Annotated in this window: 22 protein-coding genes, 1 tRNA gene and 2 pseudogenes; 21 read left to right on the top strand and 4 right to left on the bottom strand. The window is 56.1% G+C overall.

All coding sequences use genetic code 11. From position 1 onward, the window contains the following. Positions 1-102 precede the first annotated feature (102 nt). A complete protein-coding gene (locus QE408_RS10795; RefSeq protein ID WP_306931016.1) occupies positions 103-2025 on the bottom strand; it encodes an O-linked N-acetylglucosamine transferase, SPINDLY family protein in 1923 nt (640 codons plus the stop codon). Between the two features lie 343 nt (positions 2026-2368). Here QE408_RS10795 and QE408_RS10800 point away from each other — a divergent pair, with 343 nt between their 5' ends. Both QE408_RS10800 and QE408_RS10805 read left to right on the top strand, forming a co-directional pair. After that, positions 2369-3247: a flagellin N-terminal helical domain-containing protein gene (locus QE408_RS10800; protein ID WP_306931018.1), complete on the top strand. Its 879-nt coding sequence runs from the start codon at positions 2369-2371 to the stop codon at positions 3245-3247. A 281-nt stretch (positions 3248-3528) separates the two neighbouring features. Further along, a complete protein-coding gene (locus QE408_RS10805; protein ID WP_306931020.1) occupies positions 3529-4410 on the top strand; it encodes a flagellin N-terminal helical domain-containing protein in 882 nt (293 codons plus the stop codon). Positions 4411-4581: 171 nt separating this feature from the next. Here the strand turns inward: QE408_RS10805 and QE408_RS22990 are convergent. After that, positions 4582-4759, bottom strand: a pseudogene (locus tag QE408_RS22990) (transposase); the annotation flags it as partial. A 47-nt stretch (positions 4760-4806) separates the two neighbouring features. Continuing rightward, positions 4807-5136, bottom strand: a pseudogene (locus tag QE408_RS10810) (transposase); the annotation flags it as partial. Positions 5137-5465: 329 nt separating this feature from the next. Between QE408_RS10810 and QE408_RS10815 the strand changes: the two are divergent. The 15 genes from QE408_RS10815 to fliQ all read left to right on the top strand — a co-directional run bounded on the left by QE408_RS10815 (position 5466) and on the right by fliQ (position 19500). Beyond that, on the top strand, positions 5466-6350 hold the full coding sequence (locus QE408_RS10815; protein ID WP_306931022.1) for a flagellin N-terminal helical domain-containing protein: 885 nt from the start codon (positions 5466-5468) through the stop codon (positions 6348-6350). 248 nt (positions 6351-6598) lie between these two features. Beyond that, a complete protein-coding gene (locus tag QE408_RS10820) occupies positions 6599-7564 on the top strand; it encodes a flagellin N-terminal helical domain-containing protein (protein ID WP_306931024.1) in 966 nt (321 codons plus the stop codon). 177 nt (positions 7565-7741) lie between these two features. Next, the gene (locus QE408_RS10825) at positions 7742-8386 is read left to right on the top strand and encodes a hypothetical protein (RefSeq protein WP_306931026.1); all 645 of its coding nucleotides are present in this window, start codon (positions 7742-7744) and stop codon (positions 8384-8386) included. Further along, entirely contained in the window at positions 8379-9761 is a 1383-nt protein-coding gene (locus QE408_RS10830) for a MotB family protein (RefSeq protein ID WP_306931028.1), read from the top strand. The genes QE408_RS10825 and QE408_RS10830 overlap by 8 nt, the downstream gene beginning before the upstream one ends. 42 nt (positions 9762-9803) lie before the next feature. Beyond that, a complete protein-coding gene (locus QE408_RS10835; protein WP_306931030.1) occupies positions 9804-10997 on the top strand; it encodes a chemotaxis protein in 1194 nt (397 codons plus the stop codon). A gap of 1 nt (position 10998) precedes the next feature. Next, positions 10999-12453: a flagellar hook-length control protein FliK gene (locus QE408_RS10840; RefSeq protein WP_306931032.1), complete on the top strand. Its 1455-nt coding sequence runs from the start codon at positions 10999-11001 to the stop codon at positions 12451-12453. Next, positions 12401-12964, top strand: a complete 564-nt coding sequence (locus tag QE408_RS10845; protein ID WP_373465579.1) for a transglycosylase SLT domain-containing protein — start codon at positions 12401-12403, stop codon at positions 12962-12964. Before QE408_RS10840 ends, QE408_RS10845 begins: the two co-directional genes overlap by 53 nt. Before the next feature lie 281 nt (positions 12965-13245). After that, on the top strand, positions 13246-13917 hold the full coding sequence (locus QE408_RS10850; RefSeq protein WP_306931036.1) for a response regulator transcription factor: 672 nt from the start codon (positions 13246-13248) through the stop codon (positions 13915-13917). A gap of 214 nt (positions 13918-14131) precedes the next feature. Continuing rightward, positions 14132-15400 (top strand): flagellar hook protein FlgE, encoded by a 1269-nt coding sequence (locus QE408_RS10855; RefSeq protein WP_306931038.1) that lies wholly within the window; start codon positions 14132-14134, stop codon positions 15398-15400. Between the two features lie 20 nt (positions 15401-15420). After that, complete coding sequence (flgK, locus tag QE408_RS10860; RefSeq protein ID WP_306931040.1) at positions 15421-16863, top strand: flagellar hook-associated protein FlgK; 1443 nt, start codon at positions 15421-15423, stop codon at positions 16861-16863. A 1-nt stretch (position 16864) separates the two neighbouring features. Continuing rightward, complete coding sequence (locus QE408_RS10865) at positions 16865-17878, top strand: flagellar hook-associated family protein (protein ID WP_306931041.1); 1014 nt, start codon at positions 16865-16867, stop codon at positions 17876-17878. Between the two features lie 53 nt (positions 17879-17931). Next, entirely contained in the window at positions 17932-18279 is a 348-nt protein-coding gene (flaF, locus tag QE408_RS10870) for a flagellar biosynthesis regulator FlaF (RefSeq protein WP_306931043.1), read from the top strand. Beyond that, on the top strand, positions 18276-18722 hold the full coding sequence (gene flbT, locus QE408_RS10875; protein ID WP_306931044.1) for a flagellar biosynthesis repressor FlbT: 447 nt from the start codon (positions 18276-18278) through the stop codon (positions 18720-18722). The genes flaF and flbT overlap by 4 nt, the downstream gene beginning before the upstream one ends. Beyond that, entirely contained in the window at positions 18716-19129 is a 414-nt protein-coding gene (flgD, locus tag QE408_RS10880; protein ID WP_306931046.1) for a flagellar hook assembly protein FlgD, read from the top strand. Before flbT ends, flgD begins: the two co-directional genes overlap by 7 nt. 104 nt (positions 19130-19233) lie before the next feature. Continuing rightward, positions 19234-19500: a flagellar biosynthesis protein FliQ gene (gene fliQ / locus QE408_RS10885; protein WP_306931048.1), complete on the top strand. Its 267-nt coding sequence runs from the start codon at positions 19234-19236 to the stop codon at positions 19498-19500. 335 nt (positions 19501-19835) lie between these two features. Here fliQ and QE408_RS10890 read toward each other — a convergent pair. Further along, positions 19836-19910 (bottom strand) — tRNA-Thr (locus QE408_RS10890). A gap of 153 nt (positions 19911-20063) precedes the next feature. On the opposite strand from QE408_RS10890, the gene QE408_RS10895 reads away from it, so the two are divergent. From QE408_RS10895 to hisD, 4 genes are all read left to right on the top strand, one after another. Then, complete coding sequence (locus QE408_RS10895; RefSeq protein ID WP_306931050.1) at positions 20064-20285, top strand: hypothetical protein; 222 nt, start codon at positions 20064-20066, stop codon at positions 20283-20285. 279 nt (positions 20286-20564) lie between these two features. Beyond that, a complete protein-coding gene (gene murA / locus QE408_RS10900) occupies positions 20565-21857 on the top strand; it encodes a UDP-N-acetylglucosamine 1-carboxyvinyltransferase (RefSeq protein WP_306931052.1) in 1293 nt (430 codons plus the stop codon). A 164-nt stretch (positions 21858-22021) separates the two neighbouring features. After that, positions 22022-22459 carry a DUF2948 family protein gene (locus QE408_RS10905; RefSeq protein WP_306931054.1) on the top strand — a complete coding sequence of 146 codons (438 nt, stop codon included), beginning with the start codon at positions 22022-22024 and terminating at the stop codon, positions 22457-22459. A gap of 145 nt (positions 22460-22604) precedes the next feature. Beyond that, a complete protein-coding gene (gene hisD / locus QE408_RS10910; protein WP_306931055.1) occupies positions 22605-23903 on the top strand; it encodes a histidinol dehydrogenase in 1299 nt (432 codons plus the stop codon). Positions 23904-23906 lie beyond the last annotated feature (3 nt).

Genomic DNA, 23906 nt, shown 5'->3' on the forward strand with positions numbered 1-23906 from the left:
AAGCCCCGTTGCTCGACGCCAGACACGAAAATGGCCGCTTCTTTCGAAGCGGCCATTTTCGTGTCTGGAACCTATCCATTTAACAAGGAAACGATCGAGGCATTACCGTTCGAGAAAGGGGCCGTCGCGCTTCGGGAGTGCCGGAACATCGAAATGATCCGGTTCGGCTCCCTGCTTGGCGCGCTCGACCATCATCTCATAGGCAGTTTCGAGGTGACGGCAGAAGCGCTCGGCATCGAAGAGCGGTGTGACGAAGCGGTTCGCGTCGATGCGGTCGCGGACGTCTTTCAGGCGATCCGGATTTTGCGCGTAGAACACGGCCTGCCGCACATAGTCTTTGTCGTCTTCCGCCACGAGTTCCGGCGTGCCGATAGCGTTCAGCAGGCTCTCGCTGACGCGGGAAGCGAAATTCGTTCCCTTGACGGTAAGCACCGGCAGTCCTGCCCAAAGCTGCTCGGATGTCGTCGTATGGCCGTTGACCGGGAAGGTGTCGAGACCGAGATCCGCTGCGGTGATGCGGTTGAGGTGAAGTTCGTAATCGAGCTTGCCTGTGATGAAGACACGCCGCGAGTGAATGCCTTTGGCGTTGAATTTCTTAAGGATGTTGGCCGAGCTGTAGGGGCTGCTCTGCATGATCCAGATCACGCTGTTTGGCGTCTTTTTCAAGATCTCGCACCACATGTCCATGACCTTCGGTGTGATCTTGCGGTTGGCATTGAAGGACGCGAAAACGAACGCGTCCTCAGGCAGACCGACTTGCGCGCGGGTGACTTTTTGCGCGAGTGGGCGGTTGACTGAGTCGTTCGGCTGGTAGCATTCCGGCAATCGAACGAACTTTTCATAGTAAAAGGGCTTAGAACTGTCCTGGAGGACGTAGGGGTCTCCGATCGCATAATCGAGATCGACATTGACCGTCGAGCCGGGAAAGCCGATCCAGGCGACCTGGAGAGGAGCTGCGCCGAGGTTTAGGATGGATGTACGGTTGTTGGCAGTATGACCCTTCAGATCGACCAATATGTCAATATTGCGCGCCCTGATTTCATCGCAGGCCTCCTCGTCACTCATGTCGTAGATCGTGACAACATCACCCCATTGGCTGCGATCGGCCTCGTTCATCTGAAGATGAACGGGATCGGTATGGCAGAATAGGATGATTTCGAAACGGTCACGGTCGTGTAACTCCAGTACGCGGCGGATCAGTTTCATGGTCGCGTGTATATCAAAGAAGTCCGACGACATGTATCCGATCCGGATCTTGTCACCCCACATATGTGGCAGGGCTCGCCGCCGCGCTGTCATTTCAGGTGTGAAGAACGGCGTATTACTGCGCGCGAGTTGGTTGAGGTGCTCGTCGCCCGTCCAGTGGAGGTTGAAGAACGTTCCGTCATCGGCGACGAAAGACGTATCGCCCGATGCGATTGCTGCATCGATAATGGGTTGGTGGATCTCTATATTGTCGAACCTGCTGTTTTCCCGGCTGAAGACGAGAAACATCAGACGCACTGCATTTTCGCGCGGCAGTCTCGAGAGCAGCACGCGCGCCGTTTCGAGGTCGCTCGGATCGAAGACATCCCATGTGGTGATCGCTATGCGTGCGCCCAACAGGATGTGATCGATATTATCGCTCTTCATCAGGATGTTTTTCAACGTCCGGGCAATGCGGTTCTCGCCACGCTCGAGCAGCAGCTTTCCGACGATGAAAGCGATATCGGGATGCTTGTGAAAGCGGTTGATGAGCTTGTTGGAGAGCGCGAGTGCCTTGTCGTTCTGCTTGCACTCGTAGAAAAGCTTGATGCTGTTCACCAGATGCGCTTCCGCGTCCATTCCGCCCTGCTGATAAGCAAGCTCATATGCAGTAGCGGCTTGGTCGGCTAGGCCGACCTGCCGCAGCGTTCTTGCAAGCAGCGCGTAGGTTCGCGCATCTTTCTTGGCATCGATTAACTCGTTCAACGCGGCCAGTGCTTCGGTGTATCTGCCTGCCTTGAAGTGTTTCGAGGCTACCGAGTAGCTGATTTCATTTAACATCGACCTGTCGCATCCTTTTGCTCGCCATATCCCCGTGTGGTCACGTCGGCTGGGGCTATAGAAAATTCGTCCGAGCCTATCGGATGAACCTTGCTCGAAGCGGGATGTTTCAGCTCTTTGTTCAGTCCCTCCGGGTGTTAACCGAATGTTAACTTTAAGCTCGGGAACGATGGATTCGACCGGTCAAATTAAGAAGTTGGAAATGCTTGGCAGGCATTTTCATCCTCACGTGACGGGTTTGGTTTCCCTACAAGAACGGAACCGAGTGGCATGAAGCCGAACCGTTTACGCCGGTGAAATACGGCATGTCCCTCCCAAAGTATCTCGTAAAAAAGGGGCAATCATGTCTAGCATCAACTTCAATTCCAGCGCCACAACCGCTCTTCAGAACCTGCGTAACGTCAACGGCAACCTGGCAAAGTCGCAAAACATTATCTCTTCGGGCCTCAAGGTATCCAAGGCGTCGGACAACGCGGCATACTGGTCGATCGCCACGACCATGAAGTCTGACAACAAGGCTCTGAGCGCTGCAACCGACTCTCTCGGCATCGGTGCCGCCAAGGTCGACACGGCCTATGCCGCGATGGACAGCGCCAAGGACGTCGTCAACGAGATCAAGGCCAAGCTCTCGACCGCAAGCGAAAGCTCTGTCGACAAGGATCAGGTCCAGCTCGAAATCGGTAAGTTGCAGCAGCAGCTCTCTGCAATCGGTCAGGCCGCGTCCTTCAACGGCGAAAACTGGGTTGTCAAAGCTGCCGCTTCTTCCACGACCGTTGTCGACGGCTTCATTCGAAAGAGTGACGGTACGGTCAAGGTCACGACGGCAACCTTCGAAGCCGGCAGCTACGCTATCTTTTCGTCGGTCACCGGCGCTGGCGTCGGCACGGGCGGCGTTCTGGGCTCAGTTATGTCGATCAAGCTCACTTCCACGACGACCCAGGGTAAAATCGATACCTACCTGACGACCGTTGAAACGGCTCTGAAGAAGCTGACGAAGGGTGCAGCAGCACTCGGCGCGCTCTCCAAGCGCATCGATCTTCAAGATCAGTTCGCAAGCAAGATCTCCGACGCGCAGAAGGCCGGTATCAGCCGTCTGGTAGACGCGAACATGGAAGAAGAGTCTGCCAGGCTGTCGGCATTGCAGACGCAGCAGCAGTTGGCTGTTCAGTCTCTCTCGATTGCTAACTCCAGCTCGCAGAGCATCCTGTCGCTCTTCCGTTAAGGCTATTCCTAAAAGAAGTACTAAGAGGCCGGATCTTTTGATCTGGCCTTTTTGTTTTTTGTTAATATTAATTAAAAAAGTATTGTTAATTTTTTTTATAATTTTAGCTTATTCTAAGCTCGTATTATTGTTTGTTTAACCTTAATGGATTTAACTGAGTTTATCAAAGCGGCGGCTGAAAAGTTAAATAATACTTTCGGCGGGCATGAGGCCATATGCCGCTTTCCGATAAAAGCGGAATGTCCCTTTTAATTGTTTATACGCCTAGGGGCAGTTTTACTATGTCAAGCATTCTGACCAACACATCTGCAATGGCTGCGCTGCAGTCTCTTCGCAGCGTTAACAGCAACCTTTCGACCACCCAGGCCGCGGTTTCGAGCGGTCTCAAGGTCGGCAAAGCCGCAGACAACGTGGCTTACTGGTCTATCTCTACGACCATGAAGTCCGACAACAAGGCCCTCACGGCTGCTAGCGACGCTCTCGGCGTCGGTGCCGCCAAGGTCGACACGGCCTATGCCGCGATGGACAGCGCCAAGGACGTCGTCAACGAGATCAAGGCCAAGCTCTCAACGGCAAGCGAGACCTCCGTAGACAAGACTCAAGTACAGCTCGAAATCAGTAAGCTGCAGCAGCAGCTTTCCGCAATCGGTCAGGCCGCGTCGTTCAACGGCGAAAACTGGGTTGTCAAAGCCGCCGCTTCTTCCACGACCGTTGTCGACGGCTTCATTCGAAAGAGTGACGGTACGGTCAAGGTCACGACGGCAACCTTCGAAGCCGGCAGCTATGCGATGTTTGCGTCGGTCACCGGCGCTGGCGTCGGCACGGGCGGCGTTCTGGGCTCGGTGATGTCGATCAAGCTCACCTCCACAACGACCCAGGGTGCGATCGATGGCTACCTGACGACCGTTGAAACGGCTCTGAAGAAGCTGACGAAGGGTGCAGCCGCTGTTGGCGCGCTTTCCAAGCGTATTGAATTGCAGGACGCGTTCTCCAAGAAGCTGAGCGACGCCCAGAAGTCGGGCATCAGCCGCTTGGTTGACGCGAACATGGAAGAAGAATCTGCTAAGTTGTCGGCATTGCAGACGCAGCAGCAGTTGGCTGTTCAGTCTCTCTCGATTGCCAACTCCAGCTCGCAGCAGCTCCTTTCGCTTTTCCGCGGTTAACAGCGTAATCGCACCCTTTAAGCCGCGCCTGAGGTCAGGCTTAGACCACCGACAAACCCGTCGATTTTTCGGCGGGTTTTTCTGTTTCGGGATGGTGAAGTTTGTTGATGCTGAAGGGTAGACACGATGAGGCTGATGTCCTCGTCCCCAGGCGGGTCTGGGTGCTTTCGTCACCGCCATTGCGATCTTCTTGATGTTTTCTGCAGCCGCGGCGAGCAGACACTGCCATCTGACCTTTGTCAGGCCGCGGAAGCGGGCATAGCAGTGCCAGTGCAAGCTGTTTGGCATCGGCAAAGGATCGCTCTACCGTTTCCTTGCGCCGCTTGTAGAAAGCTTTGCCCCGTGCCGTCTTTCGGTGAGCGTACGTACGCCCGCCCGCATCGGCCCATACATGGGGCGGCTTTGTGATAGCGTCGAGGCATCGAAGACAGGGGCAGTCAGCTTCATGCGCAGGAACCAGCGATAAGCGACGTTCACCTCGATCTCACGTACCAACTGCCGCTCCGAGCGCGCACCGAACAGTTAGCCGATAAACAGCGCCTTGAACATCAAGGTCGGGTCGAGTGGCGGACGACCACTGTCGGCGCAGTAGCGGCTCGCAACACAATCATGAATGAAGGAGAAGTCGATCACCGCGTTGATCTTGCGAAGCAGGTGATCTTTCGGGACCAAGCTATCGAGCGTCACTATCTCGAGAGTTGTCTGTTCAGGAGCAGGTTTCTTAATACGTCCCAACGAATCGTAAACCCCCAGCTCACGCTAGGGGTTTGTCGGCAGTCAGACGGCCGCATCGTGCGGCTTCTTTCATTTGTGGAAAATAAAAAATTAGATATTACAATAACTTATGAGAATTTATATTTCCCTCTCGATTAACCTGTTATTCATGTAGGTAAAAACTTTCCTGCACTTAAATCTTTGTTAACCATAACATTGTCTTATTCGCTCATCGAAACGGCGCGCCGAACCATAAGGTCGGTAAGCATGAAGCTGCCCGCCGCGTTTCCCGGTATGACCGGAATGTCCCTTCTTATACTTAGGCCAAAGGGGCTAATGAGATGACCAGTATTTTGACCAACACCTCTGCAATGTCCGCATTGCAGTCACTCCGCAACGTCAACAACAGCCTTTCGAGCACCCAAGAGCGTGTGTCGTCAGGCTATCGCGTTGCAAAGGCATCAGACAACGTTGCCTATTGGTCGATCTCCACGACCATGCGGTCCGACAACAAAGCCCTCAACGCTGCTGCCGATGCTCTGGGCGTTGGTGCAGCGAAGGTAGACACGGCTTACGCTGCGATGGACAGCGCCAAGGATGTTGTCAATGAAATTAAGGCCAAGCTGTCGACGGCGAGTGAAAGCTCAGTAGACAAGACGCAGGTTCAGCTGGAAATCACCAAGCTGCAGCAACAGCTGTCGTCGATCGCTCAGTCCGCATCCTTCAACGGTGAAAACTGGGTCGTCAAGGCCGCCGGTTCCAGCTCGTCTGTCGTTGACGGCTTCATCCGCAACAGCGACGGCACCGTCAAGATCACCACTGCGACCTACGAAGCCGGCAGCTATGCGATGTTCTCGGCAATCGCCACTGCAACGGGCATCGGTACCGGTGGCATTCTCGGATCTGTGATGAAGATCAAGCTCACATCGACGACGAGCCAAACCAACATCGACTCTTATCTGAATACCGTTGAAACCGCACTGAAGAAAATGGTGAAGGGTGCTGCCGCCGTCGGCGCTCTGAAGACCCGCATCGACATGCAGGACAGCTTCTCCAAGAAGCTCAGCGATGCCCAGAAATCCGGTATCAGCCGCTTGGTAGATGCCAACATGGAAGAAGAATCCGCGAAGCTTTCTGCGCTGCAGACGCAGCAACAGTTGGCCGTCCAGTCTCTCTCCATCGCAAATTCCGGCTCGCAGCAGCTGCTCTCGCTCTTCCGCCAGTAGGACTTGGAGAGATCATAAAGCAAAGGGCCGCGTTTTTCCAAAGACGCGGCTTTCTTCATTAAGGCGCCCTTCGATCCATTGAGCGATCTCCAGCCTCACGCAAGCTTGACCATGGTTTCTTCGTGTATTTCGTGTCGCGGTGATTCGCAGAGTTTGATGAACGCGGTGTCCGGCTTTTCAGCCTCTTCATGAAGAGAGGCGCATTCGCCAGAAATGGCATGTACTCCACTCTTCTTGAGACGAATGGCATGACCAAGATTCTTTCCTCGAGCTATGTGCAGAGCGCACTACAGACGCTTCTCTTCAGCGCGGACAATCTGCAAAAAACGCAGCTGCGGGCAAGCTCCGGTCTCAAAGTCGCGGAAGCCGCAGACAATGCCGGATATTGGTCGACCTCTCAGAAGCTGAAATCCGAGGGTAAGGTTTTGACCAGCGTCGGAGACGCGCTGACTCTAGGTGCGGCGAAAGTAGACACGACCTATGAAAGCGTATCGTCAATGATTGAGCTTCTCGACAAGATAAAAACGCAGCTGACGACTGCCAAAGAGCCCAGCGCCGATCGCGATTCGATCAACGCATCCCTTTCATCGCTCAAAAGCAATCTCGAGTCGGTTGCCAAGTCGGCAAGCTTTTCGGGAGACAACTGGCTCTACAACAACAATGAGCAGCTGGTAGAAAGCAAATCCATCCCTTATTCCTATAAAAAAGGAGCGGATGGAGCTATTACACTGCAGTATCTCACCATCAAAACTTCGGAGACGACGTTGGTCGATTCGAGCGACCCCCGGCGTGGTGTACTCACAAGTGCTGTCGACGCGGCCCAGCTGAATCCCCAAGGGACAGCGACCCCAAGAGATTATTACCTTTTGCATATTGATGGGACGACGGCCCCTGCAGGCACTGAGATCAAGGTCTCGGCCGATACCACGCAAGAGCAGCTCGACGACATGATCTCTGTAGTCAGTGACCTATCTCGGAAAGTGCAGGGACTGGGAAGCTCGCTCGGCACGATGTCCAGCCGTATCAATCAGCAAACCTCCTTCGTCAAGGGCATGGGAGATTCTCTCGACCTAAGCGTCAGCCGCCTCATTGATGCTGACATGACCGAGGAGTCCACAAAGCTTGCCGCATACAAATCTCAACGAGAGCTAGCGGTGGAAATGGTTTCCATGGCCAATAGCTTCCGCAGGAGTCTCAACGATCTCTTCGGCTAACGGCGGATAGGTTCATCCTCGCACAAGTTTGGCTCTTTACTCTCCGTTTTTGAAAAGCTGCCCTCTCCAGTTCTCCCGCAGGACAGACGATGCAGCTGCGAACACCTTGCGCGAATAAACGCGGTAAGGCTTCCCGGATTGAAAAGACAGATGTCATGTCTGTCGCCAGGTGCGTCGATGAGTGCAGCGCTGACAAAATACTTGAAGGATTTCAGCCAGTTCGTACCGGTTGAAGAACCCGTGGCGATCGATCTCGAAATGCCGGCGGTGACCTTCGAGAATGAATGGGCGTCAGCTCCCGAGCCTTTGCTCGATTTCGAAGAGGAGAAGCGGAAGGCGTTCGAGGATGGTGAGCAATCCGCAAGACAGAGCCTCCAGGAGAACCACCAGGCCGAACTCGACGCCTTGAAGCTGCGCCATGAGGAGGAGCTGGAGGCCCAACGTGTCCGGTTTGAGGAAGAAATCGCCGGTCACCTCGCGACTTCGGTCATCACCATGAAGCAGGTGATGAATGAGCACGTCGAGGCTGCTTGTCTCAAGGTTCTCAGCCAGTTTGTCGAACAGGAGCTCGCACAGAAGACGGCGGCCGAACTTTCGGCGCAGATCCGTCGAGAGATACAGGATGGCTATGCTGGCACGGTCAAGATCAGCGGGCCGGAGGAACTCCTTTCCAAGATGCGTAGGGAACTGGAGGGTGTTGATCACCCCATCGACTACGAGATGTCGGACGACATCGATATTCAGGTTCACATGGATAATTCAATTTTAATGACGAGATTGTCGGAGTTCTTCCAAGGCTTGAGGGGCTTGTCTGATGAGTGAGAGCGAAAATCACCATCACGGCAAGAATGAAATCATCATCGTCAAGCGGCACAAGGGTGGGCATGACGGTGCGCATGGTGGTGCCTGGAAGATTGCCTTTGCCGACTTCATGACTGCGATGATGGCCTTCTTCCTCGTCATGTGGCTCGTCAACGCGTCCAACGAAAAGACGACAGCCTCGGTCGCCAGCTATTTCAACCCGATCAAGTTGACGGACGAACAGCCAGCCGAACGTGGATTGAAGCAGCCTGCCAAGAAAGAGCAAGGGGAAGAGACCAGCGCGAAATCCGAAACCAAGACGACCAAGTCGACGGAGGGCAGCGCTGCCGCAAGCGGCGAGGACTCGACCACGACATCCGGTCAGAATGTCAATTTCTCCGAAGCCGCCTTCTTCCAAAATCCCTATGCGGTTCTCGCAGAGATTGCCCAGGAGGTCGGGCAGCAGGCCAATGTCAGCGCCAAGGGTGAGGGTGGCGCAAGCGAGTCCGGCCCCTCGACCGGCGCATCCGGTGGCGAAGCTTACCGCGATCCCTTCGATCCGGATTTCTGGAGCAAGCAGATCGACCCCGCTCAGCAGAACCCTTCTGTTGTGGTCCAGGACACAAAGCTTCCGGAAAAGGAGCAGAAACCTGAAAGCGTGAAGCAAACGCCACCCAAGGAGGATGTTGCGGGCATTATCGGCGACCCGAACGATCTCGGAACGCCCCCCGACCCCAAAGCGGCCAAGGTTGAGCAGGTTGCGGCGGACGATCTGGATGCGGAAGCGGAGAAGCCAACCGAAGTCGCAGTGGCTATTCCGGTCCCCAGTCCAAAGCCCAATCAGGTTTCCGGCAAACAATCGGCAAAACAGGATGCGCAGACGAAGCAGGACGCTGACAGCGAACCCGCCACGCCCGTCAAGGTATCGCAGACGAGTGAAAAGGCCGCTGACGCGTTGCGCGCGGAGATCTCGCAGGAGGTCTCCGGCGTGGCCGGCAAGCTTGCCGAGGGCATCGTTGTGACCCCTGCCGAAGGCGGCACGCTGATTACCATCTCGGAAAAGGCGAGCAGTGCGATGTTCAGCGTGGGCTCTGCCGTCCCCCAGCGCGATCTGGTCCTGGCAATGGGAAAGATCGGCGAGGTTCTCAGCAAGCAAAAGGGTGCTGTCGTCATTCGTGGCCATACCGATGGCAGAGCCTATAATAGCGGCGGCAAGGATAACTGGACGCTGTCGATGGATCGCGCCCATGCGGCCTATTACATGCTGGTGCGCGGCGGACTGGATGAAGGGCGGATCAAACAGCTCTCCGGTTTTGCCGACCGTCGCTTGCAAAGCACGGATGACCCGATGAACGGCGCGAACCGCCGTATCGAGATATTGCTCGAGGACGGTTGAGGCCAGCGGATGATGAGAGCCACTCATATTGCTGGATTGTTGATGGGGGTATCCTGGCTTCTGGTGGCTGGCCAGAGCCAGGCCCAGAGCGACCTGCCGCCCGCCAAGATCTTGCGGTCGCTGCAGTTCGTGCAGGATTCGGTTGTCATGGGCGACCATTCCGCGCGCGACATGCAAAAATTTCTGCTGGGTACTTTCGACACCACGTTACGGACGTCGGACATGTCGGTGTTCTCCGATGCGAAGAATGCCGATGCGGCGCTGATCTACATCATGAGCGGCGGCAATCCCGCGACGCTCAACTACCTCGTGGCCAAGGACGTGCAGGGATACTTCGATTCCCGTGTGGTCAATGTCTTGCAAAAATATCTGAGCGGCCGTGGCGGTCTGGTGGATAAGGTCGTTTCCGATCTGATCCCGGAATATCGTAACAACCGCCTGGGCCCTTACCTCATGCTGATTGCGGGCAACATCGCCTATACGAGAGATGCGGCTGCAGCACTGCCATTCTTCGATGATGCTCGGTTGAGTGCACCGGGGACGATTATCGAGGAGGCGGCGCTGCGCCGTTCCATCATGGCGACGATGCAGTTGAAGCAGCCTCAAAAGGGAATGCTCTACGCCCGAAAATACGCAGTCCGGTTTCTGCATTCACCCTATGCATCGCAGTTTGCCGATCTCTTTGTCAGCCTTGCCGTCGATAGCTTTGGCCCCGTGACGACGAAGGACATTGGTGAGATCGCCGAGCTGATGGATCCGGAGAGGGCTCAGGAAATCTATCTGCGCATCGCCCGACAGGCATCCTTGCAAGGTAAGACCGAGCTTGCCCAGTTCGCGGCGGAGAAAGCCAACAGAATAGCAGAGGACACGGGTGACACGACCCGCGAGCCTCTCTCCAAGCTCTATTCGGGACTGACCGACATATCGGGACAGGATGTTCTTGGCGCACAGAAAAAGCTAGCCAGCATACCGGAAGCGGAGCTGTCGCCGCGCGATCTGGCGCTGCGTGATGCGGCGAATACCATTGCGAAGCAGATCATGCAGCCGGCCGCGCCGCCTGCTTCGAGTGGCAGCAGCCACGCGGCTGGAGGTGTTGACGACGCTCCAGCACATGCTGGTCAGACCGAGGAGGCTGCATCCCATGCAGCCGATGCCGCACCATTGAAGACATTTTTCGATAAGAACCGCGCTCGATTGAACGAGATCGACTCCATGCTGAAGCAGGAAGGGGGATAACATGAACGTCCTGAGCAACTTGGTGCCGAGCCATACCGAGGCCGTAAAGGTTACAAACAGTCGGGACCGTGGCGGATCGTCCAAGCAAGGCGCATCCGGCTTCTCCGACGCGCTCGGCGCCGCGGGCGATCGCAACGGCCGGCAACCTGCGCCAGCAAACAATGCCAACGCCAGGTCCAAGGCGCAAGATAGCGATAGAGCCCAGAGCACATCGTCAAGCACTGTGTCGACCGACACCAAGCAAACCTTACGCGACCGGCCTGCGAGTAAGCCTCAGGATGATGCGCCAACCCGTGCCGCAAACGCTGACGGTAAGCAACCAGCCGCTAAGGACGATGTCACCGATGAAGCGTCGGAAAGCAAACCTTCGCTTCTTTTGAAGCTTGTCGACCCGAGCCTGAGCGTTCAGACCGCGCCGGTGACGCCTGCGGCGCAGGAAGCGCCGGCGGTGGTCGAAGAGCCTGCAGCTTCGCTCGCAGATCTGGTGAAATTCATCGAGACGCTGACCAAGGCGACAAACACGACCGAAGGGCCGGTTGAGGGCGATAAAGGCGATAAGTCTGCAGACGAGACTGATGTGACCGACGTTCCGAGCACGAGTGCCGACCTTATGTCGCTTCTCGCCGCCACGACCATGCCGAAAGAGCAGCCGGTAACGCCAGCGCACGCCGATGCAAAGGCAAAGCCGACCGATGGCGCAACTCTGCTTCCTGTGGGTCCATCATCAGGTGACGATCAGGCCTTGCCCGCGACAGTGGTAAGGCTCGCCAAGGCGGATGCTCCGGCGATCGATCTTCACATTGCATCGCATGAGGATGGATCGTTGAAGGTCGATGCATCGCTGTCGTCGGCTCCAAACGTTGACGTGGTGCAGGTACTCGATAGCAGACGTTATCTCGCTCTTGCTCCAACTTCAAACGCCGCCAACGTCACAGCGTCGATGGCATCCGACCCGGAATGGGCAACGGCAATGGCGGCCAAGACCAGTGGAGCGCCTCTGGTGACCACCACTGGGCAGGTCGTTCACACGCTGAAGATCCAGATGAGCCCTGTCGAACTCGGTCATGTGACGGCCGCCATGAAGCTGGTGGGTGATGAGCTGAGTGTCCACCTGACCGCCCATACGCTGAAAGGCTATGCGGAACTGCAGAAAGACAGTTCCGCCATCCTGGATGCTTTGAAGTCGCAAGGCTTCAGCGTGGATCAGGTAACAGTCTCGCTTTCTTCCGCATCCGACCGTCAGGACAACACAAGCAACAACCGCCAGCCGAACGATCTGAACCAGCAAGGTGCGCAGCAGGGCGGCCAGCGTGGCAACGAGGATCGATCGCAGGAGCAGTTCTATCGGCAGACGCGCCCCAACGCGCCCGAAGAGGTCAATGGCAATGATATTTCGGCTCAGCCTGAAACACTTCCTCGCGATACCAGCGCTCGTCCTGACCACGTCTACCTGTGAGGCCTCCCAGCCCGTAGCTGCGGTGGAGTGTGAGCAGCAGATCCATGATGCCGCAGGCCAATATAACATTCCGGAAGGAATATTATATTCGGTGGGTCTGACGGAAACCGGACGCAAGGGTTCGCTCAGCCCCTACGCGATCAACATCGAAGGCAAGGCTTTTTTTCCTGAAAGCAGGATGGAAGCCTATCGTCTGGTGGAGGAGGCGCGGGCACGTGGTGCGAAGCTGATCGATGTCGGATGCATGCAGATCAACGTCTATTTTCACGGCGCGGAGTTCAGATCGATCGGCGAAATGTTCGAGCCTGCGAAGAATGTGGCCTATGCTGCGCGCTTCCTAAAGCAGCTCCACGATCGGCATGAGACCTGGACGATGGCTGTCGCAAGATACCATGCCGGCCCCAATAATGACCCCGCGCAACAGCGCTATGTCTGCCGTGTCATCAGCAATCTGGTCGCAACAGGCTATGGTCAGTGGACCGTCAACGCCCGCAAATTTTGCCAGGCTTAACCAATCTTAAGTTGTATCCATCGACTCCGTTTTTGCCCATTTTTGAAATACGGCAAGAATGGGCCAAATTCATTGAGTCAATCCCCCTATTATCTTCCACATGTTTATCCCAGGAAAAAATATCCCATTTTTGGTTAACGCATACTAGATATAGTCCAAATCGGCACAATATGGTTAATCAACTATTAATAATTACCTGTATTTTCCTGTAATTGTTAGAGATTCCCCCGATTCGTACACCCTAGGACGTAGGTGAGCTACACTGATTCGGAGGCGGACGAATGATCGTGGTAGTTGATGAGCGCAAGCTCGTTAAAGAAGGGTATACAGCCCTGTTTGGACGAGAGGGGATACCCTCAACTGGATTTGATCCAGCAGAATTTGGCGAATGGGTGAACACCGCAGCGGATTCAGACATCGCTGCGATTGAAGCATTTTTAATCGGTCAGGCTGATACAACGCATGAACTGCCAAGAACGATCCGTGATCGTTCGCAGGCCCCTGTCATTGCGGTCAGCGATCAACATTCCCTCGATGCAACACTGGCATTGTTCGATTGTGGCGTCGACGATGTCGTGCGCAAGCCTGTACATCCCCGTGAGATCTTGGCACGAGCGGCAGCCATTCGCCGCAGGCTTAACGTCATCACGCAGTTTATCGATGTCGGACCAATCCGGGTTTTCTCCGATGGTCGTGATCCGGAAGTGAATGGCGAAGTGTTCCCGCTTCCGCGTCGTGAGCGGCGCATTCTGGAATATTTAATCGCCAACCGCGGTCGCCGCGTTTCCAAGGCGCAGATCTTCAACGCGATCTACGGCATCTTCGATGAGGAAGTCGAAGAGAACGTGGTCGAAAGCCACATCAGCAAGCTTCGCAAAAAGCTTCGCAGGAAGCTTGGCTTCGATCCAATCGACTCGAAGCGGTTCCTCGGTTACTGCATCGACTGGTCCTGAACGTCATCGCGGGTTCGAGAAGCCCGCGATATTTGTTTATTCATTTCAGCACCCTCATTCCTAAAGACCGGCCCGAGTGCCGGTCTTTTTCGTTTCTGGACGTCTCCACTCCTCGATGGCTTTGGCGCTGAAAATTTCCATGGTGGAGAAAACAGACAGCCTCACGCAAGGCCCGCATCCTAACGTCATCAGGAACAGGAATAGAGGATTCGACATGAGCCTTTTTGGAACGATGAAAACTGCTGTATCCGGCATGGGCGCCCAGGCCAACAAGCTCGGGACCGTCGGTGACAACATCGCCAATGCCAGCACCACTGGCTACAAGAGTGCATCGACATCCTTTTCCACCCTCGTGCTCGGCGCAAACGGCGGCACCTATAATTCCGGCGGCGTGATGACGAAGGTTAACTACTCCATCACCCAGAACGGACCTTTACAGTCTACGCAATCTCCGACCGATATTGCCATCCAGGGCGATGGCTTCTTCGTGGTAAAGGACCCGAGCGGTAACGTTTTCCTGACTCGCGCAGGCCAGTTTGTGCCCGACGATGACGGCTTCCTCGTCAATGCCTCCGGCTTCAAGCTCTTGGGCTACAAGTATGATGGCACCACGCCAACCACCGTGATTAACAGCTATGACGGTCTCGTGCCCGTCAATGCATCGGCCGACGGCATGCAGGCAACTGTATCGACGCTCGGTTCGTTAACGGGCAACTTGTCTTCTTCCGCGCCGATCGTGGCTGCTGGCAACCGCCCCCGCGCGAACAACAGCACGGTTGTCGTCGATCAGGTCAGCACGTTAAAGACGTCCGTCACCGGCTACGATCCGCTTGGCAACTCGGTCAAGTACGATTTCTACTTCACGAAGACTGCAGCCAACGAGTGGGAAGTCTCCGTGTACGACGCCAAGTTCGCGTCCTCCACGGGTGGGTTCCCGTATACCCGGGCTGCATTGCTGAACGAAACATTGACATACGATGCTGGAAAACTGCAGAACAATCCGCCCACTATCACGGTCGACGATCTCACTAATGGCATGGACGTGAAATTCGATCTCTCCGCCATGTCTCAGCTCGGAGCAGACACATCGACGATTTCCAAGGGTGGCGTCAATGGTAATGCGGCTGAAGCGGTTCAGTCGATCTCCATCACGGCCGACGGCACGGTCTATGCGACCTATGCCAAGTCCTCGCCGCGGCCGCTTTACCGCGTTCCGCTCGCCGATGTGGCAAGCCCGGACAATCTGAAGGTCCTCTCCGGCAATGCCTTCCAGACGACTGCGGAATCGGGTGTGGTCACCTTGGGCTTCGCGGGTCAGACAGGCTATGGCTCGATTGCGTCCAAGCAGCTGGAACAGTCGAACGTCGATATCGCCAACGAACTGACGGAAATGATCCAGGCCCAGCGCAGCTACACCGCGAACTCGAAAGTCTTCCAAACAGGTTCGGATATGATGGACGTCCTCATCAATCTGGCACGATAACAGCTTCTGGAGGCGGGTGAATGGCGCTCAGTTCGACACTTAATACAGCCAAGGCCACTCTGGGTAACACGTCACTCTCAAGTGCCGTCGTTTCGAATAATATTTCGAATGCAAGCTCAGGCGACTATAACCGCCGCGCTGCGATCACCACGGTCAATACGCTGACAGGCGCTATCACCGTCAAGATCGAGCGTGCCGAAGATGGTGCTCTCCTCAAGCAATATCTTTCTGCCGCCTCAGATGATGCGGGCAAACAGAAGTTTCTGGCGGGCATGAAGTCGTTGAGCGTGGTGATGGGAGGTGATCAGTATACCGCCGCCCCGTCCACCTATCTCGCGTCCCTGCAAAACGCGCTGAATACCTATGCCGCGTCTCCGACGGACATCACGCTGGCCTCTGCCGTCGTCAGTGCCGCTACCGATACGACCAATGCGCTGAACACTTCCACTAAGGCAGTTCAGCAACTTAGGGCAGATGCCGACAGCGAAATCGATACGTCGATCGCGCGATTGAACCAGTTGCTGACCGATTTCGGCCAAGCCAATGATCAGGTCAAATACGCTACTCTCGTCGGGCGGGACCCCAATAATGCTCTCGACAAGCGCGAAAGCCTGCTCAAGGAAATTTCCGGTATCATCGGTATCTCCACGGCAACGCGCCCCGGCAACGATATTGCGATCTATACGACCGATGGCACGACGCTGTTTGAGACGACGCCGAGGAAAGTGTCATTTGACGCGAAGGCCGCGTATGATGCGAGCACAAACGGTTCGCCGATCTTCATAGATGGCGTGATGGTCAAGACTGGCTCCGGTAGCAATACCACGGCCAAGGGAAGCCTGCCGGCACTTCTTCAGTTACGTGATGAAGTTTACCCGACCTATCAGGCTCAGCTTGACGAGATCGCGCGCAGCTTGATGGGATCCTTCGCCGAAAAAGATGGCGCAGGAAATCCGATTGCCGGTCTGTTCACAACGCGCGATGGCTCAACAGTCGACTTCGAAACCCCGGCGAAGATACCAGGCCTCGCCGGCTTGATTTCGGTCTCTGCCGATGCGGTCGCAACCCCCACGAAACTGCGTGACGGCAACATCGCCGGCGTCAGTCCTAACACAGCCGGATCGAGTGGTTATTCCACCGTGCTTTACGGATACGCGAAGGAGATGAACACGCAGAGGGATTTCGATCCCGCTGCGGGCATCTCCAGGAACACGACCCTGCTGAGTTTCGCAACGGACTCGGTTGGCTTTGCGGAGCAGTATCGCAGCAATGCCGCGTCGGCGGCCGACAACACATCGGCCATGTTGACGAAGTCGAAGGAAGCCTACTCGAACGCGACAGGCGTCAATCTCGATGAAGAGTTGATCCAGCTTCTCGATATCGAGCAGTCCTACAAGGCTGCAGCAAAGCTGATGACGACTGTGGATGACCTTCTGAAGACATTGTTGGCGGCGGCGAACTGATATGAAAACCACCTCAATCTCATCCCAAAGTGTTAGCACGGCCATGCATTTGACGGTGTCCAATGCGCAAGCAGAAATCAGCAAGCTGCAGAAGGAAGCCGTTACGGGCACTTACGCGGATGTCGGTTTGGAGCTAGGAGCGCGGACATCGACGAGTCTCGACTACACGCGCGAAAGCAAACGGCTTCAGTCCATCATCGAATCCAACTCGGTCGCGCAGCAGAGAATGGATGCTTCTCAGCTCGCGATGAAAAACATGTCCGAGTCAGCTCAAACGCTTCTCAATTCGATTGTGGCTTTGGGTGGCAGTTCCGACTCGAGCAGCATCGGCGTCGCTGCGAAGACTGCTACGTCGGTGCTTGAGAATTTTACCAGCTATGCCAACACAGCTGTGAACGGCGAGTATCTTTTTTCCGGCATCAACACCGACGCCCAAACTCTCAATGACGGTTTCATCAACAGTGTCACCACTGATTTCAAGGCCAGGTTCGACGCGGAGTTTCCTGATCCATCTACAGCAACGGCGTCAGATGTAGCGAACTTCCTGCAGAACTATCAGGCTGGTTTTGATTGGGGCAGCTGGACGAACGCGTCGGAAACGACGATGAGCAGCCGTATCAGCACGTCGGAAACCGTGTCGACATCTGCTAGCGCCGCCTCTGAAGGGTTCAGAAATCTCGTACTTGCCAGCGTCATATCCTCGCAATTGGTTGGCTCCGGTCTAGGACCTGGGGCGCTTGCTGCGGTGAACGACACCACTACCAAACTTGCTGGCGCCGCGATTGCCGGTATCGACACGCAGCGTGCGAATATCGGTCTGTCACAGGAGCGGGTCGAAAAGGCGAACAGCTACATGGGTGCTCAGAAGACCATTATCGACACGCAGCTTACCGGCCTGGTTGGCATCGACACATATGAGGCATCCACGCGCCTCACGACCCTGATGAACCAGGTTGAGACATCTTACAAAATAACTGGGAAAATCCAAGGACTTAGCCTCGTCAATTTCATCTAGAGGGACTTATACGCCGATGAGGGGCGGTACATTGGGCCATGAAGGAAAGATAAATGTTCCAGTTTTCATATGCGGAGATAATGGAGGATGACCCACATGTCGCTCGCAATAGGGAAAGACAGGTCTTGGAGCGCTCCATTGAGCTCTTGGAAATTGCCAAGAACCAGGGGCGATATGGCAAGGACGGGATAGAAGCGATCTTTTACACCCGACAGGTATGGACCCGTTTCATCGACGATCTGCAGCAGCCCGAGAACGAACTGCCAGTCGAGCTGAAAGCCAACCTTATCTCCATCGCAATTTGGATTTTGAAAGAGTGCGAAGAAATACGCAAGCGCGACTCGACGAACTACCAAGGCATTATTGACGTGACAACCATCATCAAGGATGGACTTAAATGAAAAGTACACTGCGGATTTCCTTGAAGTCTGGGGAAAAGATCTTCATCAACGGCGCAGTTCTTCGTGTCGACAGGAAGGTTTCCCTGGAATTCCTCAACGATGTGACGTTTCTCCTTGAGAACCATGTCTTGCAGCTTGAGGATACGACGACACCTCTGCGGCAGCTGTACTTCATCGTACAGATGATGCTGATCAATCCGGAAGGCAAGGAGCAGTCTCTGACCCTCTTCCGCAAGTCGATCACGATGCTGCTTGCGACTTTCAAGAACGAAGAGATCCGTTCTGAGCTGAAGCGTATCGATGCCACCGTTTCGTCAGGCCGTCCTTTCGACGCACTGAAGACTATTCGCGGTCTCTACGCCAAGGAAGAGACCATTCTCAGCAGTCAGGAAATCACGCCGGCTGTCGTCAACGAACTGCGAAGGGAAATCGCACCATGGTAGACGCCGTAACGGGTGCGACATCGACGCAGACAACCTCGGCATCGAAGACCGACGCCAAGAAGGCGTCGTTGGATTACGACAACTTCCTCAAGCTCTTGATCACCCAGATGAAGAACCAGGATCCGACGAATCCAATGGACCCGAGCCAGCAGGTCGCCCAGTTGGCCACGTTCTCTCAGGTCGAGCAGTCGATCAAGATGAACACCAATCTGGAAAGCCTGATCTCGGCATCGTCGCTGTCGAACGCGTCCTCCTATATCGGCAAGACGATCACCAGCGCCGACGGCCAGACCAGCGGCGTCGTGAAGTCCGTCGAAGTCACCGCCGAGGGTCTCTCCGCAACCACGGTGGCAGGATCGACGATCGCGATCGGCCAGGGCATCAAAATCTCGCAGACGGCGTCTTAACGCCTTCTGTCGAATCATATAGCGTCTCCCGTGGTCGTATCACGCGGCCATGCCCACCGTTTCAGGTACGGCATCCTTTGGCCGAATGAGACGAGCGGATCGAGATGAACGAGGCAGACGCTCTCGATATCATGCAAAATGCCATATGGACCGTGCTGGTGGCATCGGGACCTGCCGTCCTTGCCGCAATGGCAGTCGGCATCATCATCGCATTCGTGCAGGCCCTGACCCAGATTCAGGAAATGACGCTGACCTTCGTGCCGAAGATCATCGCCGTCATGGTGGCGATTGCCTTTTCAGCGCCCTTCGTTGGCTCGCAAATCTCGCTCTTCACCAATCTGGTTTTCTCCCGCATCCAGTCCGGCTTCTGATCGGATCCTCTTGTCAAGCTTCTTCAAAGACTTGGCTTGACCAAGTGGCGGCGTTCATTCGCGTCCGTATTGTCGTTCCCATTTTGTAAATAGTCAGCCATCGAAGTGTCGTGCAAAACCGTTGCACGTGGTCCTGGCCAGTTGAGCCAGGTTACTGATCGTGGAGGGGGCTTGGCAAACAGGCGATTGACCGAAGAGGTGCCAAGCCGAGACGGTTTCTTCAGCCATAGGAAAAATCGCGATGAACCATGTGCTGCTTGACGTAAAAGACAATCAGGTCCGTTGAACGCGGTGCTCAATCGAGCAAAAAACTTCGATCTTGTGGGAGAAATAGATGGTGCTGCGAAAGAGGATTGAACTCTCGACCTCTCCCTTACCAAGGGAGTGCTCTACCACTGAGCTACCGCAGCATCTGTCGCCGAAGCGCTGCCTCGACATCAAGTGGGCGCCTATTGCCATAGGTTTTTGATGAGCGCAAGCGTCAAAGTGCGACTTCACCATACCTTTCTGAAAAAAGCGACGGACACTGTTGAACGGCGCGAAATTCGTTTATGACACCGCCTATGGACGAACATCAGGACGAAACCCCGCAAAAGCCGCTTGCATCCGGGCAAAGCGGCCCCGGCGAAAAGGCAAAGCAGCGAGAAGCGGAACGCAAGGCACGAGCTGCAAAAAAGCTGCGTGAAAACCTTGCCCGCCGCAAGCAGCAGCTGCGCGCCCGTCGTGCGGGCGATGAAGACGATACAATCGGACTTCCTGCCGCAAAAACGAACGAATCGTGCTGACAAGAACGAAAGCATGTCGCGCAAAAGTGTGCAGCAGCGGTTTTGCGATAACGACATGCGACAACACGGAGCTAAAGCGTATGAGCGAAACTGAAAGATCGCGACACGCTTTAGCCGGGGACAATTGAAACGGACAGGGGTTTCATCTTTCGCGCCAACTCTCGTCTGAGTGGGCGGCATCAAATCTTTTTAGCTGTGCTGTCGCTTGCCGGCATGCCGGCACCAACACATGCCTGAACGGCATCAAGGAAAGGCGAGCGCAAGGCTCGTAAGGGACGAATGGATCGTATCAGAATCACAGGCGGGAATGAGCTGAACGGCATCATCCCGATTTCCGGCGCCAAGAATGCCGCACTGCCGCTGATGATTGCATCGCTGCTGACCAGCGACACGCTGACGCTGGAGAATGTCCCGCATCTTGCCGATGTCGAACAGCTGATCCGCATTCTCGGCAACCACGGCGTCGACATCTCCGTCAACGGCCGTCGTGAAAGCCAGGGCGAAAGCTATTCCCGTACGGTGCATTTCACCTGCCGGACGATCGTCGATACGACCGCGCCTTACGAACTGGTCTCCAAGATGCGTGCGAGCTTCTGGGTCATCGGCCCGCTTCTTGCCCGTGAGGGAAGGGCGCGCGTTTCGCTCCCCGGCGGCTGCGCCATCGGTACGCGTCCCGTCGACCTCTTCATCGAAGGACTGGAAGCGCTTGGCGCGACCATGGAAATCGATGGCGGTTATATCAACGCAACCGCACCCGCCGGTGGTCTGATCGGCGCGACCTATACCTTCCCGAAAGTCTCGGTCGGCGCAACGCATGTCATGCTGATGGCAGCAACGCTTGCTCGTGGCACGACGATCATTCACAATGCGGCTCGTGAGCCCGAAGTCGTGGATCTTGCCGAGTGCCTATCCGCCATGGGTGCGAAGATCGAGGGTGCCGGCACCTCCACCATCACCATCGAAGGTGTGACTTCGCTGTCCGGCGCCCGCCACCGCGTTCTCCCGGATCGCATCGAAACGGGAACCTACGCCATGGCCGTTGCCATGACAGGCGGTGACGTTCTTCTGGAAGGCACGCGCGCCTCGCTGCTCGACAACGCCATCGATACGCTGCAGCTTGCCGGCGCAACCATCACCGAAACGGAGAGCGGCCTGCGCGTCGTGCGCAACGGCAACGGCATCCGCCCCGTCGATGTCGTCACCGAACCATTCCCCGGTTTCCCGACGGACTTGCAGGCGCAATTCATGGCGCTGATGACGCGCGCCGATGGCGTGTCGCATATCACCGAAACCATTTTCGAAAACCGCTTCATGCACGTGCAGGAACTTGCCCGCCTCGGCGCCAAGATTTCCCTGTCGGGCCAGATGGCGCGCATCGAAGGCGTCTCTCGCTTGCGCGGCGCGCCTGTGATGGCGACCGACCTTCGCGCCTCGGTCTCGCTCGTCATTGCCGGACTTGTTGCCGAAGGCGAAACCATGGTGTCGCGCGTCTATCACCTGGATCGCGGCTTTGAACGTCTCGAAGAAAAGCTGAACCGTTGCGGCGCGAAAGTCGAGCGCGTCAGCGACTGATCCTCCATTGACGGGGCCGCGTCCGTTGAAGAACCGACCCCGACTGCCTATCTCCAGATCAACCACTTGAACAACGACGCAAACGCGCATGCGGCACGCGTCGTGTTTCACACATGTTGAACGCGAGAGTGCGGACTTGTCCGCGAGATGAGGACCAAGAAACGATGAGCGGCCTTAAACTCATGGCGCTGGATGGCGAAGACCTTGCCATCATTTCTACCCACATGCAGGACAGTGTCTTCAAGCTGAAAGACGTGTCATTCGAGCCGAGACCTGGCCAGTTCGTTCTTTCTGCCAACCGTTTTGTCTGGGAACATGGGGTCAAGAAGAACCATCCGCCAGAACGTTGCCGCTCTGGTCTGGTTCTCAAACGCGTATCGGCCGTCCGCTCCAGCGGCATCAACCGCGCAGACAAGGAGCAGGTTCACTCCCTTCTCGCCATCCGCTTCATCCAGAAGGGCGAGGGTCCTGACGGAACCATCGAGCTGACGCTCTCCGGCGGCGGTGCGATCGCGCTCGACGTGGAATGCATCGAAGCCCAACTGACCGATGTCAGCGGTGCATGGGAAACCGAATCCCGGCCCTTCCATCCGGCAGACTAATTCTCAAGCGACAAAGCCGGGGCAGGGAATTGCCTTGCCCGCATGTTTCGATTTATGCCACATACCCATGTGCCGTCTCATCGTTGAGGCGGCGGAGAATTTCGCTTCGCATGCATCGCGAGGCTCTCGAAAAGGGTGACGTGAAGTGGCAATCTGGCTGGAGCAATCCTCTTCTGATTTCGAACAGGCTTTCGCCGCGTTCCTGACGACGAAGCGCGAGGTTTCGGAGGATGTGAACGCGGTCGTTCGTGACATCATCGAGGAGGTCCGAAAGCGCGGCGATGAGGCCTTGGCCCATTACTCGCTGAAATTCGACGGGCTGGACTTCTCTAAAATCTCCATGCGCGTCACCGAAGCGGAAATCGACGCCGCAGTGGCCGAGGTCGATCGCGCCGTTCTCGACGCCCTGAAGTTCGCAGCCCAGCGTATCGAAAAGCACCACGCGCGGCAGATGCCGAAGGACGATATCTACGAAGACGATATCGGTGTGGGCCTTGGGTCCAGATGGACGGCGATCGAGGCTGTTGGCCTCTATGTACCAGGCGGTACCGCTAGCTATCCGAGCTCGGTGCTGATGAATGCCGTTCCGGCCAAAGTCGCAGGCGTTGAGCGTATCGTCATGGTCGTTCCCGCCAATGCCGGCAAGATCAACCCGGCAGTGCTGGCTGCAGCGCGTATCGCAGGGGTGGAGGAAATCTATCGCATTGGTGGCGCGCAGGCTATTGCCGCCCTTGCCTATGGTACTCAGACCATTGCCCCCGTGGCCAAGATCGTCGGACCGGGCAATGCCTATGTGGCTGCCGCCAAGCGCCATGTATTCGGCACCGTGGGCATCGACATGATCGCCGGACCGTCCGAAGTCTTAGTGATTGCCGACAAACATAACGATCCGGATTGGCTTGCCGCCGATCTTCTGGCACAGGCTGAACACGATCCGGGCGCGCAATCCATTCTGATTACCGATGATGCGGAGCTTGGCCGCGCAGTCGAAAAGGCTGTCGAGCGTCAACTGAAACAGCTTTCCCGTGCGCAGACTGCAACCGCCAGCTGGCGCGATTTCGGCGCGATTATCCTGGTGGATGATCTTGCCGCCTCGATCCCGCTTGCGAACCGCATCGCTGCGGAGCACCTGGAGCTTGCCGTCGATGATCCCGATGCGCTGGTGGCGGGCATTCGCAATGCGGGCGCCATCTTCGTCGGTCGCCATACGCCGGAAGTCATCGGCGATTATGTCGGCGGATCGAATCACGTCCTGCCCACCGCTCGCTCGGCACGCTTCTCGTCGGGTCTTTCGGTCCTGGATTTCGTCAAGCGCACGTCGATCCTGAGGCTCGGCCCGGAACAGTTGCGCCAGCTGGCACAGGCTGCCATCACGCTTGCCACCTCCGAAGGGCTGGATGCGCATGCACGGTCGGTCGGCATTCGCCTCAATCCGGAAGGGTAGCAG

The sequence above is a fragment of the Agrobacterium larrymoorei genome (assembly GCF_030819275.1).
GTDB lineage: Bacteria > Pseudomonadota > Alphaproteobacteria > Rhizobiales > Rhizobiaceae > Agrobacterium > Agrobacterium larrymoorei_B.

Bases quoted from the DNA above. Each gene is read 5' to 3' on its own strand.
- QE408_RS10825 (WP_306931026.1), top strand. From the start codon at position 7,742: ATGAGTGCAGCGCTGACAAAATACTTGAAGGATTTCAGCCAGTTCGTA.
- QE408_RS10850 (WP_306931036.1), top strand. From the start codon at position 13,246: ATGATCGTGGTAGTTGATGAGCGCAAGCTCGTTAAAGAAGGGTATACA.
- QE408_RS10805 (WP_306931020.1), top strand. From the start codon at position 3,529: ATGTCAAGCATTCTGACCAACACATCTGCAATGGCTGCGCTGCAGTCT.
- QE408_RS10795 (WP_306931016.1), bottom strand. From the start codon at position 2,025: ATGTTAAATGAAATCAGCTACTCGGTAGCCTCGAAACACTTCAAGGCA.
- QE408_RS10820 (WP_306931024.1), top strand. From the start codon at position 6,599: ATGACCAAGATTCTTTCCTCGAGCTATGTGCAGAGCGCACTACAGACG.
- flaF (WP_306931043.1), top strand. From the start codon at position 17,932: ATGTTCCAGTTTTCATATGCGGAGATAATGGAGGATGACCCACATGTC.
- QE408_RS10895 (WP_306931050.1), top strand. From the start codon at position 20,064: ATGGACGAACATCAGGACGAAACCCCGCAAAAGCCGCTTGCATCCGGG.
- QE408_RS10830 (WP_306931028.1), top strand. From the start codon at position 8,379: ATGAGTGAGAGCGAAAATCACCATCACGGCAAGAATGAAATCATCATC.
- QE408_RS10855 (WP_306931038.1), top strand. From the start codon at position 14,132: ATGAGCCTTTTTGGAACGATGAAAACTGCTGTATCCGGCATGGGCGCC.
- flbT (WP_306931044.1), top strand. From the start codon at position 18,276: ATGAAAAGTACACTGCGGATTTCCTTGAAGTCTGGGGAAAAGATCTTC.
- murA (WP_306931052.1), top strand. From the start codon at position 20,565: ATGGATCGTATCAGAATCACAGGCGGGAATGAGCTGAACGGCATCATC.
- fliQ (WP_306931048.1), top strand. From the start codon at position 19,234: ATGAACGAGGCAGACGCTCTCGATATCATGCAAAATGCCATATGGACC.
- QE408_RS10840 (WP_306931032.1), top strand. From the start codon at position 10,999: ATGAACGTCCTGAGCAACTTGGTGCCGAGCCATACCGAGGCCGTAAAG.
- flgK (WP_306931040.1), top strand. From the start codon at position 15,421: ATGGCGCTCAGTTCGACACTTAATACAGCCAAGGCCACTCTGGGTAAC.
- QE408_RS10835 (WP_306931030.1), top strand. From the start codon at position 9,804: ATGGGGGTATCCTGGCTTCTGGTGGCTGGCCAGAGCCAGGCCCAGAGC.
- QE408_RS10800 (WP_306931018.1), top strand. From the start codon at position 2,369: ATGTCTAGCATCAACTTCAATTCCAGCGCCACAACCGCTCTTCAGAAC.
- QE408_RS10815 (WP_306931022.1), top strand. From the start codon at position 5,466: ATGACCAGTATTTTGACCAACACCTCTGCAATGTCCGCATTGCAGTCA.
- QE408_RS10865 (WP_306931041.1), top strand. From the start codon at position 16,865: ATGAAAACCACCTCAATCTCATCCCAAAGTGTTAGCACGGCCATGCAT.
- QE408_RS10905 (WP_306931054.1), top strand. From the start codon at position 22,022: ATGAGCGGCCTTAAACTCATGGCGCTGGATGGCGAAGACCTTGCCATC.
- flgD (WP_306931046.1), top strand. From the start codon at position 18,716: ATGGTAGACGCCGTAACGGGTGCGACATCGACGCAGACAACCTCGGCA.